Origin of the sequence: Psychrobacter alimentarius, from assembly GCF_001606025.1 — a bacterium.
GTDB lineage: Bacteria > Pseudomonadota > Gammaproteobacteria > Pseudomonadales > Moraxellaceae > Psychrobacter > Psychrobacter alimentarius.
In genome coordinates this window covers 822268-839190 of record NZ_CP014945.1, presented here as the reverse complement: position 1 = coordinate 839190, position 16923 = coordinate 822268, and the positions used below count along the sequence as shown (strand labels likewise).

Genomic DNA, 16923 nt, shown 5'->3' with positions numbered 1-16923 from the left:
TATACTCAAAATGAGCATAATTAAACAATGTTTTGTCAGCAGTATTTGATTGATCCATTTTTAGCGACACACCAATTGTCGTTACCCCATAAAAGGTTGTCATTATGAAAATCTACCCATACGATGCGCCAATAATGAGCACTGATGCTCGCATTGCTACTCAAATGAATATCGACTATGCCCGAGCCAAAATCCCAAAGGATCTGCCACGTGCAGAGCGCATCGCGGTCGAAGCAAACATCAAGCAATTGTTAAAGGACAAAAATGCGGTACTGGTCGCTCATTATTATGTCGATCCCTTTATCCAAGACTTGGCATTGGCAACGGGCGGCTGTGTTGGAGACTCGCTTGAAATGGCGCGCTTTGGTCAAGCGCATAGTGCGCAGACCTTGGTGGTTGCGGGCGTGCGCTTCATGGGTGAATCAGCAAAAATCCTCAGCATGGAAAAAACCGTCCTCATGCCAGATTTAGAAGCGGAGTGTTCGCTTGATTTGGGCTGCCCTGCCGATGCGTTTGCTGCGTTTTGCGATGCTCATCCTGAGCGTACCGTGGTGGTTTATGCCAATACCAGCGCTGCCGTAAAAGCGCGGGCAGACTGGGTGGTGACTTCCTCCGTTGGTATCGATATCGTTCGTCATCTGCACGCAAAAGGCGAGCCTATCATTTGGGGGCCTGATCGTCACTTGGGCAAATATATCGCGCGTGAGACTGGCGCAGATATGCTGCTGTGGCAAGGCTCCTGCTTGGTACACAACGAGTTTAAAGCCACTGAGCTGATACAGTTGAAAGAAGCCTATCCAGAGGCAAAGGTATTGGTACATCCTGAATCTCCTGATAGCGTTGTGGCGCTCGCCGATGTGGTTGGTTCAACCAGTAAGCTGCTGCAATCGACATATGAGATGGACGCCGATACGTTTATTGTTGCCACCGATTTGGGTATCTTGCATGAGATGCAAAAACGCTCACCAACCAAGCACTTTTTGGCCGCGCCCACCGCTGGTGAAAGCGCCAGTTGCAAAAGCTGTGCTTTTTGTCCATGGATGGCAATGAATGGCTTGCAGGGTATTGAACACTGCTTGACTCATCAAAGCGGTGAAATACTTATGACACCTGAGTTGGCCGCCGCGGCTAGAAAACCTTTGCAACGCATGCTTGATTTTGCTGAGTCACAAAAACAACGTGTGGCGAGCAGTGGCGATATCATAAAAGACCGCTCTTTATTTGCCAATGTAGGAGCGGCTTAACATGAGCCAGGCTATCAACCTAGGTAGCGCCATTGGTGATGCACATAGCGAAGACGATATAAGACAAACGGATGTGTTAATCATTGGCGCAGGACTTGCGGGTTTGAGCACGGCTTTGTCTTTGCCAACGTCGCTTTCGGTCACGGTGCTGAGCAAAGCTGCACTTGAGGTTTGCTCGAGTCATTATGCGCAAGGCGGTATCGCTGCAAGCTTAGACAAAGAGGATACTGTTGCCGACCATATCGCTGATACGTTGGTTGCTGGCGCAGGATTGTGTGAGGTTGATAATACCGCCCGCATCTTAAGCGCTGGAAAACAAGCGGTTGAATGGCTGTGCCAACAAGGCGTGCCTTTTACCCAAATATCTCATTCAGATACTCAGCAAAAAACCATCGCCACTCTGCGTACCAGCGACTTACACTTAACCAAAGAAGGCGGTCATGGTTGTCGCCGAGTTGCCCATGCGGACGATGCGACTGGTCGGCATATTATGGAAGCATTACTTCTCAAAGCGCAGGCGGCGAGTAATATTACTATCCTTCCCTATCATGAAGCGTTGGAATTGTTGACAGCACCATTCAGCCGTCATCTGGATAACGCAGCTATTAATCACTGTCACGGTGCACGTGTTTTTGATCATATCAATCGGCGTCAATTTACTTTTCATAGTAGTGCTGTCGTATTGGCCAGTGGCGGCTTAGGGCAACTGTTTAAACGCGCCAGTGCGCCCAACGTTTGTGTTGGTGATGGGGTGATGATGGCATGGCAAGCAGGTTGCCGCTTGGCCAATCTAGAGTTTGTTCAATTTCATCCGACAGGTTTGGTGCTTGGCGATAGTCACTTTTTGATATCAGAGGCATTACGCGGTGAAGGTGGACGGTTATATTGTCCGCAGACCGGTACGCGCTTTATGCTGGATATCGACGTGCGCGCTGAGCTCGCACCACGCGATATCGTGGCTCGTGCCATTGCCGAGCAAATTGAAAGCAATGGTCTTGGCTACGTGCATCTTGATGTCAGCCACTTGCCAGCAGCATTCTTAAAGGCGCATTTTCCGCAGATTTACCAAACATTGCAGACACTCGGCATTGATATGACTGCTGAGCCTATTCCCGTAGCGCCGATTGCCCATTATAGCTGCGGCGGCGTGGTGACGTCTGCGGACGGTTTGACCGATGTGATAGGGCTTTATGCAGCTGGTGAAGTTGCCTATACTGGATTGCATGGCGCCAATCGCTTGGCCAGTAATTCTTTACTAGAATGCGTGGTCGTCGGTCGGCACATTGCCGCACATGTGCCCCAGTATTTGAAGGCCATTACCAAACCAAACCGCCCTTTATATAAGATTCATTCAGCGCAAGCGGTATGTACGGCTTGGACGCTACCACTTCTTAAAGAGACTCAGGCTGTTGCCTTGTCACCTTCTAGCTCTCATTTATATGTTCATAGTGATATAAAAGACAATACACATTTTGACGTTGATGCTGTCAAAATAACCGCCGCATTAAAACTGCTGATGACCAATAATATGGGTATCGTGCGTCATGCTGACAAACTAGAGCAAGCGCTCCTGCTAGTACAGCAGTGGCAACAAGCATTGAACGCGCTGTCTGATGAAAAAGCTTTTATCCTTTTAAAAGATGGAACCGAGAGTTATAGTACTAGTGGGACCGACTTAAATTTATCAAATTGTGTTGATGAATCTGCTATACTCCATTCTTTGGCATCTTTTCAGTTAAAGCAGCAACTATCTTTAGCCTCTCTTATTATTCACGCGGCGTATCAACGCTGTGAAAGTCGTGGTGGTCACGCGCGGCTAGACTATCCTGACACAGACAGAGAGCCGCGAACCAGTGTCGTTTATCCAATCGTTGAATTGGATAGTCACAGCCTTGATAAGCCAAGCATATATCATGGTACATTGCCTATAAATACCTCTGTTGTAGCAGCTAAAACAACTGCCACAGGATAATGCACCTGCTTTGACCAGCAAATATAGGGTAAAAGAGTGAACCAGATGCAACAAACTATACTTTCTCAATTTAGCAGCAGGTACCCTATTTATACTGAGTATAATATGCTGGATTCACTTTTACCTTTTATTCGTAATGTATGACTAAGACGATGGACGATGACTGCTGATACTTGGTTTGTGGTTGGTCTGATGTTAACCGTAAGCACAGTTTGGGGTGCACTGGCCTATCCAGGCATCCGCCTCCGCTTACCTAAAATTTATTTTATCGCCCGCTCATGGTGGTGGATGCTAGCCACATTATGCAGCTGCTATGTGATTGCAAAAATAGACCTCAATAATCAGCATCCTTATGCATGGCTATTGACGGTCTTTTTTTTATTAGTGGGCTTACGCGCCTTATACGAAATCATTCGTTTGTGGCGACCAAGCAGCAAAGCACATTTGATTTATAAGCTACAACAGCGTGGATTACATCCTTCTACACCAACTGATCACAAACCTGCATTCCTTAATGCTATTCCTCACTCATCTCCGCTTACTCCAACAATAAATGGTATTGATATCGCTCTAGTACTTGCTACTATTAGTTTGACCATCAGTCTCATTGTTCTTCAACACGTGGCATGGCAACGTAGCGAGTATGGCGTAGTATTATTTGTGTTATTTTCGAGTCAATTTAACGATATTGCTCAATATTTATGTGGCAAATGGCTCAAGAACAAGCTATTTAAACGTAATCTTGCACCCACCATTAGCCCTAACAAAAGTATTGAAGGTGCCCTATTTGGTGGATTCGCTGCTGCCGTACTTGCTACGATATTTGGGATTTGGTTGACGCCATTTGATGGCTGGTTATGCTTTATTATTGCTTATGGGCTGGTTGTGAGTGGCATTGCAGGGGATTTGCTAGAGTCAGCCTTCAAGCGTCAACATGGGATCAAAGATATTGGTACGTTACTGGCAGGACATGGCGGTATTCTTGATAGGATTGATAGTCTACTGATTGGTGTGCCACTGTTTACCTTGGTTTATTGGTTTTACTAAAATTGAAGGTCTCCCATTACTTGTCTAATTTATTACGTAGTAGTCGATGTAATACAGGCTTTGGCAGTCGATTCAATATTCTAGTGATGTAACGCATAGGCCATGGAAATATAGCTAGCTCAGTATCTTCGCTAATCGCTTGCATTATGTTATCGACTGCATGCTCAGGGGACATGATAAAAGGCTTATGACTGGCATCCCCTTTATTTAAATCGCGCAAAGCTTGCGTGTCAATATAGCCTGATGCAATGCAAGTAACTTGTATATTAAAAGGCTGCAAAGCACAGCGATAAGCACTGGCAGTGGCAATCATGGCGCGCTTACTTTTGGCATATAGACTGGCATAAGGATAATCCAACACTCCTGCTATCGACGCAATACAAATGAGACCGAGTTTAGGATCAGATACAGTATGAGTAGCAGGACAAATGACTGGTTGCTCCTCTATTTGCCGCTTTAATTGCGTACTTGCCCAATGAAATACATGCTCAAACGCTTGCAAATTAATCGCCAGCATTTGGTCACTCTGCACGCGGTCAAGTGTGTGTATTCTCTCATTGAAATAACTGCCTGCGCTATAGATCAAACGCTGAAAACCAACCTCTGATAGTTGTTGCAATAATTTTCGACGTTCAATGTCATGGGCTAAATCACAAGAATAAGTAATCATATTAGGATGACTCTGATTTAACGTTTTTATCTTCTCTTGATTATGGCCAACCACACTCACTCGCCAGCCCTGCAGCTGGTGGCGGCGTGCTAGTGCCAAGCCAATTCCGCTTGTACCACCCACCACAATCAGATGAGGTGTGCTACTGGTATTAGTATAGGAAGGATTAATAACATCTGTCATAGTGCCTGCCGATAAGTCATTGTAATAAAGTAGCGGTATTAAAGATGCTGTTGAATATAGCTCACTGTACGCTTATACCCGTAGTCCCACTGCGCCTGCATTTGACGGACAAACGTATCGTGAGAGCTGTGTACCAGCTCCATCATTGCCGTCTTCATATTCAAGCGTTTTCTTACTTGCTGCCGTACTAACTGCGCTGCATTGTCAGAAAAAGGCAGCCAATGTATTTGACTTGTAAAACCGCTTGCCCCATCTCTATGCTGATACTGATGCACCTGTGCCAAGCGCACATTTGGGTCAAACCCAAAAACATGACGAATAGCAGGCGCGGCAAGCCAACGATCATATCCTGCCTTAGTTTCGGCAAAGACTGTGTGACCAGTAGCAGCTGCCAGCTCAATGGGGGTTAAATTAATCACACCGCCCAAGCACCAACCCAACTCTCGAATATGGATGGGCGGTAAATAATACATGTCTGACATCGAAGCACGAACTGCAGTGGCTATTTCCCATTCTTGTAGTACGGCCACGTTCTGATGAATGCGTGTACGTGCTAGTGTATTGACAGGAGAAATAAGCTTATCGAACGTAGTACATGCTGTTGGTTCGGTAGTAGAATTCGGTATTAACTGAGTCCGATACCGATGAGCCAAAGGTAGCGGAGCAAATAAAACTTCTTGTAGCTGCGGCTGGCCAAGCGCTGTTTGTGCTGCTTGCCCTTGATAAAGTCGACTGGCAATAATCGCAATATCAGGTGTCATTGGATCAATTACCGTCTGTTTATTAGTATTTGCCAAGTGTATCAATTCATCAAGCCATTGATCGTCATTTGTGATACGAAACATAGCCAAATGTTGTAGTTCATCCAAAAGATCAGCATGCATATTGGCAGACTGGCGCATACTTAGATGAGAAGTACGCCAACGGTTGAATGCCTGACTGGCATAACGCCATTTATGCCGCATGCTAACCTCATCAGGAGCGACATGGGTGATATTGCCAATTACCTTATATAGCGCATGACTCTCAATAAGCTGTTTGAGGGCAACAGGATCAGGCGCAAGCTGTACCAGAAGAGCGGACAAACTACCACCGCAAGTCCCAATGATTAAACCCGGCTTGAGATCATGCTCAACCAGCGCGGCATAACTGCCCAAATAATACCCAAAGCGCGAACCGCCACCAGAAAAAAGCTGAACACGCTCATAAGGGTACGCAGTTTTCATTACCGGCTCTCATGATGTTTGGTAGACTCAGTTTTACTGTCTTTTAGGGGTGCCTCACTATCTTTGTCAGCATTAAGTGGTTTTTTTGCCAATGACACCGTAAAAATACCAAACTTATCGATACGCATAGATACTTTTTCAAAACCTGCACGCTCAACCAGTTGATCCATTTCTGCCTGCGAGCGACAACGCATCACCCAACTACTGCCGCGATGATTATTCAAGGTTTTGCTGATAAATTCTTGCTCAGGATGCCAAGGTTGATTGGTATAAATAAGATACCCACCCGCCTGAAGACTGGCGTACATCCCTGCCAGCGCTGTCGCAAGTAATGTGTTATCAGAAAACAGCTCAAATACCCCTGAAGCAATAGCAATATCAAATGCAGGTGTATCAGCATTACTGTTATGATAACTACTGCTATCAAATGCATTTTTTTGATAAGTTACCACGCGATTGCCCATATCCAAACGTTCTGCTTTGGATTGTAGGGCCTGTACATTATGGATCTCATAATCACGCAGCTCAGCATGTAAATTGTCAAACTTTTCCAGCAAATCAAATACGTAAACGCCGTGACCACTCGCAATATCTAATAGTTTTGGAGTATATGATCTTGGGATATGCTTTGGCTGTTCAGAGATAAGGGCATGCTGACCGTCTTTAGCCTCTTTCTGCATTTGTACATGCGCGATCGCCTCACCTGCTAATTCTAATAAGTGCTTGCGTCGTACTCGGATTCCTTGCCAACCAATATTATTTAAATAGAACTTATCTATGGCACGCCCAACTGTACCACGTCCACTTGGGGTATTATTGTACACTTGATCCAATGAGCTGCCAGAGTCAAAACCGTGCTCAAGCCCTGCCGAGATGGCTTGACTGACATGACCAAATTTTTGCATGGCAAAGCGCGTGATAGCAAAGCTTGGATTAAATGGCTTAATCGCTAAACGATCGACTTTGTCCTTGCTGGCGCTGGCAAGATGCGCATCATTTAGATCTGGTATTTGTACTGACGTTGCAAATACTTGCTCAGCAAAATCAAGACAATCTGCAAACACATCCGCTCTATTGGTCTCATGAAAAATAGCATGATAGCTGTCTGGGTATAGCTGCCAGCGCTTGATAGGTGTATTAATGGCTTCATAAAAATTACGCTCAGCTTGTTTATCTACCACATAATCTTTGCCGGCACACAACACAAAAACAGGCGCAGTAATAGCAGCAGCATCGTCGAGCAAACGCTGCCCTGTGGCGTGAGTGTCAATCAACAGATCCGTTGAGATACTACTCGATATTAGCGGATCGGCATTGTATGCTTCCTGCGCTGCCTTATCATGAGTGAGCACCTGCGCCTTCACATAACTGCTCACACGAGACATCACACCAAGGGTACGTGCTACTTTTAGCGTTGGAATGGCAAACGGCATATACAAGCGAATATTAAGCGCAGGTGTACCCAGTATCATCCCGCGGATGTTGGGTGCATAATCGTGTACCCATGCTGCTGCTAACACAGCCCCTATGCTGCTCGCCACAATCAACGTGTCTTCGATAGCTATGCCCGTCTGCGCTCTGACCAACTGCACAAAATCATTCAAATCTCGTTCAAGCTCTGTGACGCTATCAGCATGATCTTTGATGCCACCTGAACGTCCATTACCACGCGCATCCCATGCAAATACCTGATAACCTGCCCTTGCAAACTGTACACCAAGCTCTGCCAGTCGTCCCGAATGTTCATGCCCACGGTGTAACAAAATTACTTGGCGTAATAACTGATTGGCTGCTTGTAGTTTTATGTCAGCTATCGGCATGGTCAACCAATAACGGTAATAGATCGCCGTGCCATCGTAAGCATTAAAACAGCTTTCGCCACTGATGGGCAGTGTCTGATCACATGCCGATTGATGAAAATAATGAGGTGATGAAGGCTTAGCCATGGTTTGAATATCCAAATGATGGGGAGTCGATGCGTGAGTTATCTCTGAGAGAGTATCTAATTTTGATGAAGTATGCTTTAAAGGTAACTGTATTTTCTTAGTAAGCAATTGCTCGAATGTATTGTCATCGGCATGACTCAAAAAAACTGCGCGGTTTGACCGAAGTTGGGGTGGATTACTTCGCAGATAAAGCTCAGCGATAAACCGTAAGCGGTTTAGACACGTTTTGATGAGTAATGCTTCTGAGATGATGAACAATGGTGATAGACAAGCACTTAAACGCGTGAGCGGTAACTTCATCCCCATCACCGTACCAAGCACCCCAAGCAATAACGCACGATCGCTTTTTCCTAGTGGCCCTTGATTGCCTCGCTCTTGGAAACCTATATTACTACCAATTGCCAACAGCTCTGTACTGATGCTTAATAAGGACAAACTGGCAATATGCTGCTGATAAGAGCCATGATTATGAGCGCCCGATATTGTCGTCTGATTCAAATGCGGCAAAATGCTGATAAAAAATGCCGTATCTGCTACCAGATCGCCTGCTTCATTGAGTAAGGCACCCATTGTCGATGCCTGTCCATGCTCACGTGCCATCATGCCGTCGATTGCATTTAGCGCCATACGCATGAACAAAGACAAAGGCAATGATAACCATAAACGTGGACTCTCTCCTGCCCGCGTCGCAATCACATAAGCCGTACCCATGCTTAACACGACCGCGCTGATAGTCACTTGATTTGCAGTACAATGATGCTTAACCAGCATATCGCTAACAGGGCGCAGCTGATCTTGAAATTGAGACTTGAGTTGGTAAAGTGACATAATAAAGATCAGCTATCTGAATACTCTAATGTAACAACAAATGTTTATCAGGTAAATGCTTGTCATTATTATATTCTTTTTTCATCAATCAACTGGGGCGTATGCATCACCCTTTGACGCACGTGCCACCATTATGACCCAGTGTGCTACAATCGTCGGCTTGTCCAAAATGCCCTATTAAAAATGCTGCGAGCCTACCACCATGCACAGCCTAATCACTCTTGTTTTGGTATTGATGCCAATGTTCATTGGTTTTGCCATTCCTTCTAACCCAACCATGACCAAGTTTGCAGACAAAGGCCTGTCTTATTTGGTGTTTGTCATCTTGGGACTCATTGGTATTGAGCTGTCGCAAGTGGAAGGCTTAGGCAGTCAGATTGGCGAGATCGCTTTATACGTGACGGTCTTATCGATACTCACGGTTGGCACAGGTTTATTCGCTCTTATGTTGTTTGACCACATGCGTCCATGGCATGCTAAAAAACCCAGCATAAAGTCAAAAGCGCATCGCGTCAGTATTCGTGGCAGCTTAGCACAAGTATTTTGTGTGGCGATTGGCATGATAATTGGGTATTTATTACCAGCTGACTACATGCCACCTGAAAACACTATGACTGTACTATTGATGATACTGATTTTATTGGTCGGTATTGGCTTAAAAGGGTCAGGCATCACCTTAAAAGAGGTGCTATTGAATAGACGCGGCGTGGAGATGAGTATCATCTTTACGTTATCGGTGTTAGTCGGCGGACTGATTTTTGCTTTATTATTTACGGATGTGTCATGGGCAAAAGGTTTAGCGTTGGCGTCAGGATTTGGCTGGTATTCGCTCTCAGCGATTGTGATGACTGATGCTTATGGCGCAGTTTGGGGCAGTGTCGCGCTATTTAATGATTTGGTACGCGAGTTTTTTGCGTTACTCTTTATTCCAGTCTTTATGCGCAAGTATCCTTCTGCTGCTGTTGGGCTTGGTGGCGCGACAAGCTTGGATTTTACTTTGCCGATTATCCAGCAATCAGGTGGTCTAAAAGTCGTGCCACTGGCAATCAGTTTTGGCTTTATTATTAATATTGTCTCGCCAGTGTTAATGGTGTTTTTTTCGGCGCTTGGATAAGTGCAAGTTGTTAAGATTGACTACGATTTAAAACTCGACACATATCTTTGAAGCTAAATCAACCAGATCATTATAAGCGTTTACTTTTGGCTCTTTGACTAGTCCATAAACACGGCGGTTAAAGGATTTGCCTTCTTCGGTATCAGAGGGTGCAATAGGCGCTCTAATGCTACAATCAAAAGTACTCAAACGACTAGGTTCAATGTCGTGTTTTAAAATAAGGTAGTTCTTAACCATAAGCCCTCTATCTCTGCTCAGAGAATTAGAAACTTGGTCGAGCTCATCTTCTGAGATGTGAGCATCAATTTTCATGGTAGCGATATCGTATTTTTTCATCTGCATTGCCACTCTATCTAGCTCAAACTGATACTCAAGTGCTAATTCACTACTACCTTTTGCAAAAAAGGCCCGATATTCCATTGTAATAAGACTCATTAGATCCATCGGCATCGAACAACCAAGCTTATCTACTACATTTAAAGGCGTTTCAGGACACTCGTCTCTATCGTCAAGCACCCCATCACCGTCTGAGTCTGGGATATCTGGTACTAAGGTAATAGGTAATTCTTCGATACTTTGATTTAGCGCAGTGCTTTTTAATGGCGTTTGGCACGCTGCGAGCGTCGAGGTGAGTACTGCTATAGTGGTTATCGTTGCCCATAACTTATTTGACATGACTTTTCTTCCTAAAACTGCTGACAAAAGGCTTTGTATCTGTCAAACGAGTCCATCTGCCCATGACCTTGACCATTGAAAAAGTCATAGGCTGGTAGTGCCTTCCCATAGACACGCTGATTCATTAGTGTACCTTCCTCGGTATCATTGGGCGTAACTTGCATATTATCGGCGCAATCAAAACTATAAATTTTACTAGTAGGCACACCTTTATTGATTAAGTAGCTTTTTACTAACTGTGCCCGCTTACGTCCCAATTGAAATTGGCCGCCTGCTCTCTGTTTGAGATTTTCACCAGTCATCGTTAATTGCAGTGCTTCAGGCTCAGAGGTATGACCAGATAGTACGACCACCAGATCCAGATCAGGACTGGTTAGCATTTTATCAGTTACTTTTTCCAGTTCTGGAAAATACTTCGATTGTAGCTCATTGCTATTACGCTTAAAGAATATTCTCATATCCATTGTAATGAGATCCATTAAGTCAACAGGCATCGGGCAGCCAAGCTCATCTACTGAGACATTTTTAGGTGTATTTGGACAGTGATCGATGTCATCAAGCACCCCAACAACGTCTGAATCAGGAGCTTCTGGCAATAAGGTAATAGGTGTTCCTTCGATAATTTGGTTTGGCTCAATATTTTTTAATGATGTTTGACACCCCAATAATGCTAGAACGCTTACCAAAACCACTATCGTTTCACATAACTTTTTAGCCACGTTTTTTCCTTATATTGCTACACCCCACTCGCCTGCTTTGCAAACAAGCGCATCAATGGCTTGATTTTACCGACGCGGTACATGCCTTCATTACGGATTTGCTGCACAGGACGAGCTTGAGCAAGTGACCCTGCAAACAGCCAGTTAAGCGCAGAAAAACTGTGCATCATCAAGCTATTGTGCGGACGTCGCGAGCGCTCATAAACACGTAAAGTCTGAATGCTACCCCAAAGCTTACTGCCACTACGGGCAAAGTCATGGGTTAACTGCTTACTCAATACTTGCACATCGAGCATACCGAGGTTCAACCCCTGACCTGCTAGCGGATGGACGCCATGCGCTGCATCACCGATTAAGACTAAATTATCAGCGACATAGCTCTTCGCTTGTTGTGCCATTAATGGGAAACTGGCGATTGATTCAATTTGCTGGATAGCGCCAAGCTCATAGTTCGTCGCAGCCGCAAGCTTATCCGCGATAAAGCGATCCTCTTCTTCCAGTAGTGACAGTGCTTGATTGCGCGGCAATGTCCAAACGACTGACTGCCAGTAGTGTGGATTGGCTTTGTCCGTATCTGTAATATCAGCCAAAGGCAATAAGGCTAAAGTCCCCGTAGGCAGCATGGCTTGGCGCGCCGTCGCTTGATGCGGCTTTTCTGTCTGAATGGCACAGCAAATCGCAGTTTGATGATAATCTAAGGTATCAAGCCCAATGCCAGCTTGTTGACGCACAAAGGAGTTTCGACCATCTGCGCCAACCACTAGCGCGGCCTCAATGATTGTGCCGTCGTTTAAAGTCACACGATAGCCTTTATCAGTACCAAGCCAATCCATGTTCACCACTTTTTGACCTGCGACAACGGTGAGATAGTCACTGACTGTCTCGTCATTGATGCGCTGCCACAGTGCATGTTCAATGACGGCAGGCTCAACCATGCTACCCAGTATGTCAGGCGCGACGTTTTGGCTATCGCTATCACCGAATAGCAACTCGCCCATACCATTCAATTGCCATACTTGCATTTGCGAATAGTCTGCTTTGCGTTTGGAGGCCGCAATTTTTTGCCACGCCCCTACGTCTTCTAGCAGATGGATACTGGCTAAGCTTAGCGCATAGACACGGGCATCGCGCTTATTCAATACCGCTTGCCACATTGATTCATCACGTGCAGGACGAGCATCAATCAAAGTCACTGGCATTTTTGCTTGTGCCAGCTTTAATGCAAGCGTGGCACCAACGATACCGCTACCTATAATCAATGTATGGTTGTTTTTCATGGAATATCCTTTATTGAGCGGTGGTTTGCTCATAGTATTTATCGCTTCATTATTTAACACAATCTACGCCGATAGACTTTTAAATTTAAGATTTTAAGCCCATCGCATAAGTGGCCACTAATGGTTTAATATTGGGTAGTTTGTCAAACGCAACCAAAGCCACGTTTCGCGCTAGCTTCACGGCTGGATTGGTATGTGTAAAGCCATGCACCACGGCATCACAAAAGCGGATGACTCGTTTTTGATCCGCTTTTCTGGCTTTCTCATAGCGTTGGAGCAATTGCGTGTTTCCAATGTCGTCGCCTCTTAACACTTGTACATTCATCATTTGCGCCAAGACATGAGCGTCTCTCATACAAAGGTTAAAACCTTGCCCTGCCACAGGGTGTAGAGTATGAGCGGCATTACCCATGATGACGCAGCGACCCACCACCTGCCTATCCGCCAATACTCGGGTCAATGGATACGCGCCGCGTCGACCAGCAGCCCTAAACGTGCCTGCCCGTTGTTCAAATCCTTGCTGTAACGTCGTCAGAAAATGCGCATCATCTTCTAGATACTGCGTCTCTTCCCCTTTTGGACATATCCAAACGACTGAGCGTCTGTAGCCTTCTTGATGTGCATCATTACCATCGCCCTCTGGATCCGTCAATGGCAGCACCGCTAATGGACCTGCCGGACTAAAGCGTTCAATGGCGGTATGGAGATGAGGTTTGTCTGTCTCAACCACACCGACAATCGCGCTTTGTCCATAATCATAAGTCGTCGTACCAATATCTAGTAGCTGACGCACCGAAGAGTCACGTCCATCACAAGCGACCAAAACACTGGCTTGCAATTGCTGCTCATTTTGTTCTTCGCCATCTTGGTTAAAGCTGAGTGTGACACTGTTGACATGCTGTTCAACTGCTATCACGTTGGCGCCATCAATCAGCGTAATCAATGGCTCTTGTTGAGCCGCCAATAACAGCTTACGTCCGAGCCACGCATTTTCGATCACTTGCCCAAACGATTCGACCTTTTCTTCCGCTTTATTCAATTGAGCACGCCCAAAGCTACCCTGCTCACTAATCTGCACCGTATCGATGCGACACGCATGGCTTTGTAGCTCATCCCACAGACCAATTTCTTGATAAATCTGTACTGTACGGCGTGATAGTGCGGTATTGCGACTGTCTAAATAATGACTGCGTGTTCTATCATCGGTAGGACTAATGACTGGATAACGGTTTTTTTCTAATAAGGTGCTAGCGATGCCATGATGCGCCAATAGCAATGCAAAGGACAAGCCTACATGCCCCCCTCCAGCGATAAGCACCTGCTGCTCAGTGACTGCTTCTTTCGTTGTAGCCTGCGATAAATTTGAATCCGTTTTTTGCATCATGGTTGTTCCTAATTGTTATGCCTATTGCTATTGATTGAGTCAGCGTACCAAATACGCTCATATATAGTCGATTTACTTTAAAACCGATACAGTGCTACTGAGATGAATGTTGCGCCGCCTCTGTTTAGCAGCACGCAAGGAACATTTATACCAGTAGCACGTGGCTATTCACGTATCTGTTTTATTTCGACCCAACTATATTATTGTTCTCTCATGATTTTATTATTGTACGCCAGCTTTACGATCAATTATAAAATGGGTGATATGACTCGTAGATTACCATAAATTGCCTTTTCCTTTATGCTCTTAACCGTACATAAAACGTGTATCAATCGCATGTCAAGTTTAGGATATTTGAGATATCCTCTCTTGAGTCATACAAAACAAAAACCACTTGAGGTAGTTGCAATCGTCATACAAAAACAGGGCTATCTGGCGAATGTACTGCTTGAAATTTAAAAACTATCTACCATAATAAAGACAAGACATTTATTTCTCTTCATAACCAATAACCAATAACCAATAACCAATAACCAATAACCAATAACCAATAACCAATAACCAATAACCAATAACCAATAACCAATAATAATTTTTAAAACATTGCCGTTATTTTTATCTCTACGATCTAAAATTAATATAAACCTAATGACTATTTTCCGTTTAAACCCGTCACTTTATTAAAAATACATCATAGTATCGGGTACACAACATAAGGATAATCGCTTGACTGATTCCATGAGCCGCCGTATAAAGTTTGAATCATTGACACCAGCCCAGCTAAAAACTGTACTTGGTGAATACAACAATCACATGAAATATATCCAAGAACGCCTCGACATCAAAATCAGCCAACGCCAAGGCGACTTTTGCCTCAGTGGCGATGTGACTGGTGTCGAGCGCGGTGAGCGCATTATATATAAAATGGTAGACGAAGCCCAAAACTCAAAAGACATCAGCGCAGAAGAGTTGCACCTCATCATTCAATCCAGCCTCTCGCGTGATGAAGACATGGAAGCCGATGAGCAAGACGATGACGATGCAGAGTACGAAGATGAGTTAGAAGCCAGTGAGTTTACGCCCATTAGCTTACGCACACGTAAGGGTCGTATTGTTCCTCGTGGCGGCAATCAGCAGCGTTATGTAAAAAACGTCCTGAGCTCTGATGTGTCGTTCGGTATTGGCCCTGCTGGTACAGGTAAGACGTATTTAGCGGTTGCCTGTGCAGTCGATATGCTTGAGCGTAATGAGATTGAGCGTATTTTATTGGTGCGCCCAGCAGTAGAAGCGGGTGAAAAACTGGGCTTCTTACCAGGTGATTTGACCCAAAAAATCGATCCGTATTTGCGTCCATTGTACGATGCGTTGTATGAGATGCTTGGCTTTGAAAAAGTGGGCAAAATGATTGAACGTCAGATCATTGAAGTTGCGCCACTTGCTTACATGCGTGGTCGTACACTAAATAACTCGTTTGTCATTCTAGACGAAGCCCAGAACACCACCCCTGAACAGATGAAAATGTTTTTGACGCGCTTGGGCTTTGGCTCACGTGCCGTGATTACGGGTGACATCACTCAGGTCGATTTGCCACGTGGCCACAAATCAGGCTTGGCACAAGCGATGGAGATTCTAAGCGGTATTGAAGAGATTCATATCACTAAGTTTGACTCAAAAGACGTGGTACGCCATCAGTTGGTACAAAAAATCGTCGAAGCTTACGATGTGTTTGATGAAGAGCAATTGATACTAGAAGAAAAACGCAAGTTTGAGCGCATTAAAGAGCAAGAGCGTAGACAAGTGATTGCTAACGCCGCGGCTAAATTATAAACTGGCACGCTTAAGCTGTCATTCTAAAATAAAAAACCGGATTACTTCTAGAGTAGTCCGGTTTTTTGCTAAAAAATATAACGTTGGCAGCACTATATTGATTTTATATTGGATTGATTATGCAGTCAGGCAACACTGAAATGTTTGAGATAATAATATTTAGAGACATCGTCTCATCAACCGATAAAAGGATAATGACATGAGTCAGTCTAACGATGACCAAGATCACGTAAATGATGACATGACGAATAACGATGCAGATTTAGTAGCACTCGATATCAACGCGACTGAAAGTATTGATGATGAGATACTTGATACCTTTTATCAGCGAGATAATTTAGTGCGCATCATAATGGCAACGTTAGATTATGTGAATGAGCGTATGCCTCAAGGTTTGACGCTGCCTTACTTTGAGGATATTGAGCCTGAGCGCTGGCAGTCAAAAACAAAAGCGCTAGACATATATATTACTGATGAGATTGAAGGACAGGCATTAAATCTGGAAGCACGTGATAAAGATTATGCAACCAACATTCTATCTTACCCAAGCGATTTGCCCATTGCTATCATTGAGCTAATGCCCACATTACCGCTCGGTGAGCTCGTTATCTGTCATGACGTTATGGTGCGTGAAGCCGAAGAGCAGAACAAAGCAGTAGATCAGCACATCAGCCATCTGCTGATACATGGGGCACTGCATCTACTGGGCTTCGATCATGAGCTTGGACAGGCCGAACAAGATGAAATGGAAAGGTTTGAGATCGATATTTTAGCAAATCTGGATTTGCCAAATCCATATGTCTAGATTAGG

At 44.8% G+C, this 16923-nt stretch carries 13 protein-coding genes; 6 read left to right on the top strand and 7 right to left on the bottom strand.

The features are described 5' to 3' along the window. Nucleotides 1-104: 104 nt before the first annotated feature. From nadA to A3K91_RS03590, 3 genes are all read left to right on the top strand, one after another. Nucleotides 105-1244, top strand: a complete 1140-nt coding sequence (nadA, locus tag A3K91_RS03600; RefSeq protein ID WP_062844032.1) for a quinolinate synthase NadA — start codon at nt 105-107, stop codon at nt 1242-1244. A 1-nt stretch (nt 1245) separates the two neighbouring features. After that, on the top strand, nt 1246-3216 hold the full coding sequence (locus A3K91_RS03595; RefSeq protein WP_084387245.1) for an L-aspartate oxidase: 1971 nt from the start codon (nt 1246-1248) through the stop codon (nt 3214-3216). 159 nt (nt 3217-3375) lie between these two features. Continuing rightward, the gene (locus A3K91_RS03590) at nt 3376-4263 is read left to right on the top strand and encodes a phosphatidate cytidylyltransferase (protein WP_062844031.1); all 888 of its coding nucleotides are present in this window, start codon (nt 3376-3378) and stop codon (nt 4261-4263) included. Nucleotides 4264-4279: 16 nt separating this feature from the next. Here the strand turns inward: A3K91_RS03590 and A3K91_RS03585 are convergent, their stop codons facing one another. From A3K91_RS03585 to A3K91_RS03575, 3 genes are read right to left on the bottom strand one after another with little or no spacing between them, the layout of a single operon-like run. Continuing rightward, a complete protein-coding gene (locus A3K91_RS03585; RefSeq protein WP_062844030.1) occupies nt 4280-5116 on the bottom strand; it encodes an SDR family NAD(P)-dependent oxidoreductase in 837 nt (278 codons plus the stop codon). Between the two features lie 38 nt (nt 5117-5154). After that, nucleotides 5155-6342, bottom strand: coding sequence for a patatin-like phospholipase family protein (locus tag A3K91_RS03580; RefSeq protein ID WP_062844029.1), 1188 nt, complete (start codon nt 6340-6342; stop codon nt 5155-5157). After that, nucleotides 6342-9116, bottom strand: a complete 2775-nt coding sequence (locus A3K91_RS03575) for an alpha/beta fold hydrolase (RefSeq protein ID WP_062844028.1) — start codon at nt 9114-9116, stop codon at nt 6342-6344. Before A3K91_RS03575 ends, A3K91_RS03580 begins: the two co-directional genes overlap by 1 nt. Before the next feature lie 202 nt (nt 9117-9318). Between A3K91_RS03575 and A3K91_RS03570 the strand changes: the two genes are divergently transcribed. Beyond that, nucleotides 9319-10230, top strand: a complete 912-nt coding sequence (locus A3K91_RS03570) for a LysO family transporter (RefSeq protein WP_062844027.1) — start codon at nt 9319-9321, stop codon at nt 10228-10230. A 27-nt stretch (nt 10231-10257) separates the two neighbouring features. Here the strand turns inward: A3K91_RS03570 and A3K91_RS03565 are convergent, their stop codons facing one another. From A3K91_RS03565 to A3K91_RS03550, 4 genes are all read right to left on the bottom strand, one after another. After that, nucleotides 10258-10905: an OmpA family protein gene (locus tag A3K91_RS03565; RefSeq protein ID WP_062844026.1), complete on the bottom strand. Its 648-nt coding sequence runs from the start codon at nt 10903-10905 to the stop codon at nt 10258-10260. A gap of 11 nt (nt 10906-10916) precedes the next feature. Beyond that, nucleotides 10917-11624, bottom strand: coding sequence for an OmpA family protein (locus A3K91_RS03560; protein ID WP_062844025.1), 708 nt, complete (start codon nt 11622-11624; stop codon nt 10917-10919). Nucleotides 11625-11641: 17 nt separating this feature from the next. Then, entirely contained in the window at nt 11642-12901 is a 1260-nt protein-coding gene (locus A3K91_RS03555) for an FAD-dependent monooxygenase (RefSeq protein ID WP_062844024.1), read from the bottom strand. A gap of 85 nt (nt 12902-12986) precedes the next feature. Further along, nucleotides 12987-14285 carry an FAD-dependent monooxygenase gene (locus tag A3K91_RS03550; RefSeq protein ID WP_062844023.1) on the bottom strand — a complete coding sequence of 433 codons (1299 nt, stop codon included), beginning with the start codon at nt 14283-14285 and terminating at the stop codon, nt 12987-12989. Nucleotides 14286-15023: 738 nt separating this feature from the next. Between A3K91_RS03550 and A3K91_RS03545 the strand changes: the two genes are divergently transcribed. Further along, nucleotides 15024-16112: a PhoH family protein gene (locus A3K91_RS03545; protein WP_062844022.1), complete on the top strand. Its 1089-nt coding sequence runs from the start codon at nt 15024-15026 to the stop codon at nt 16110-16112. A 199-nt stretch (nt 16113-16311) separates the two neighbouring features. Beyond that, nucleotides 16312-16917 carry an rRNA maturation RNase YbeY gene (gene ybeY, locus A3K91_RS03540; RefSeq protein WP_062844021.1) on the top strand — a complete coding sequence of 202 codons (606 nt, stop codon included), beginning with the start codon at nt 16312-16314 and terminating at the stop codon, nt 16915-16917. Nucleotides 16918-16923 lie beyond the last annotated feature (6 nt).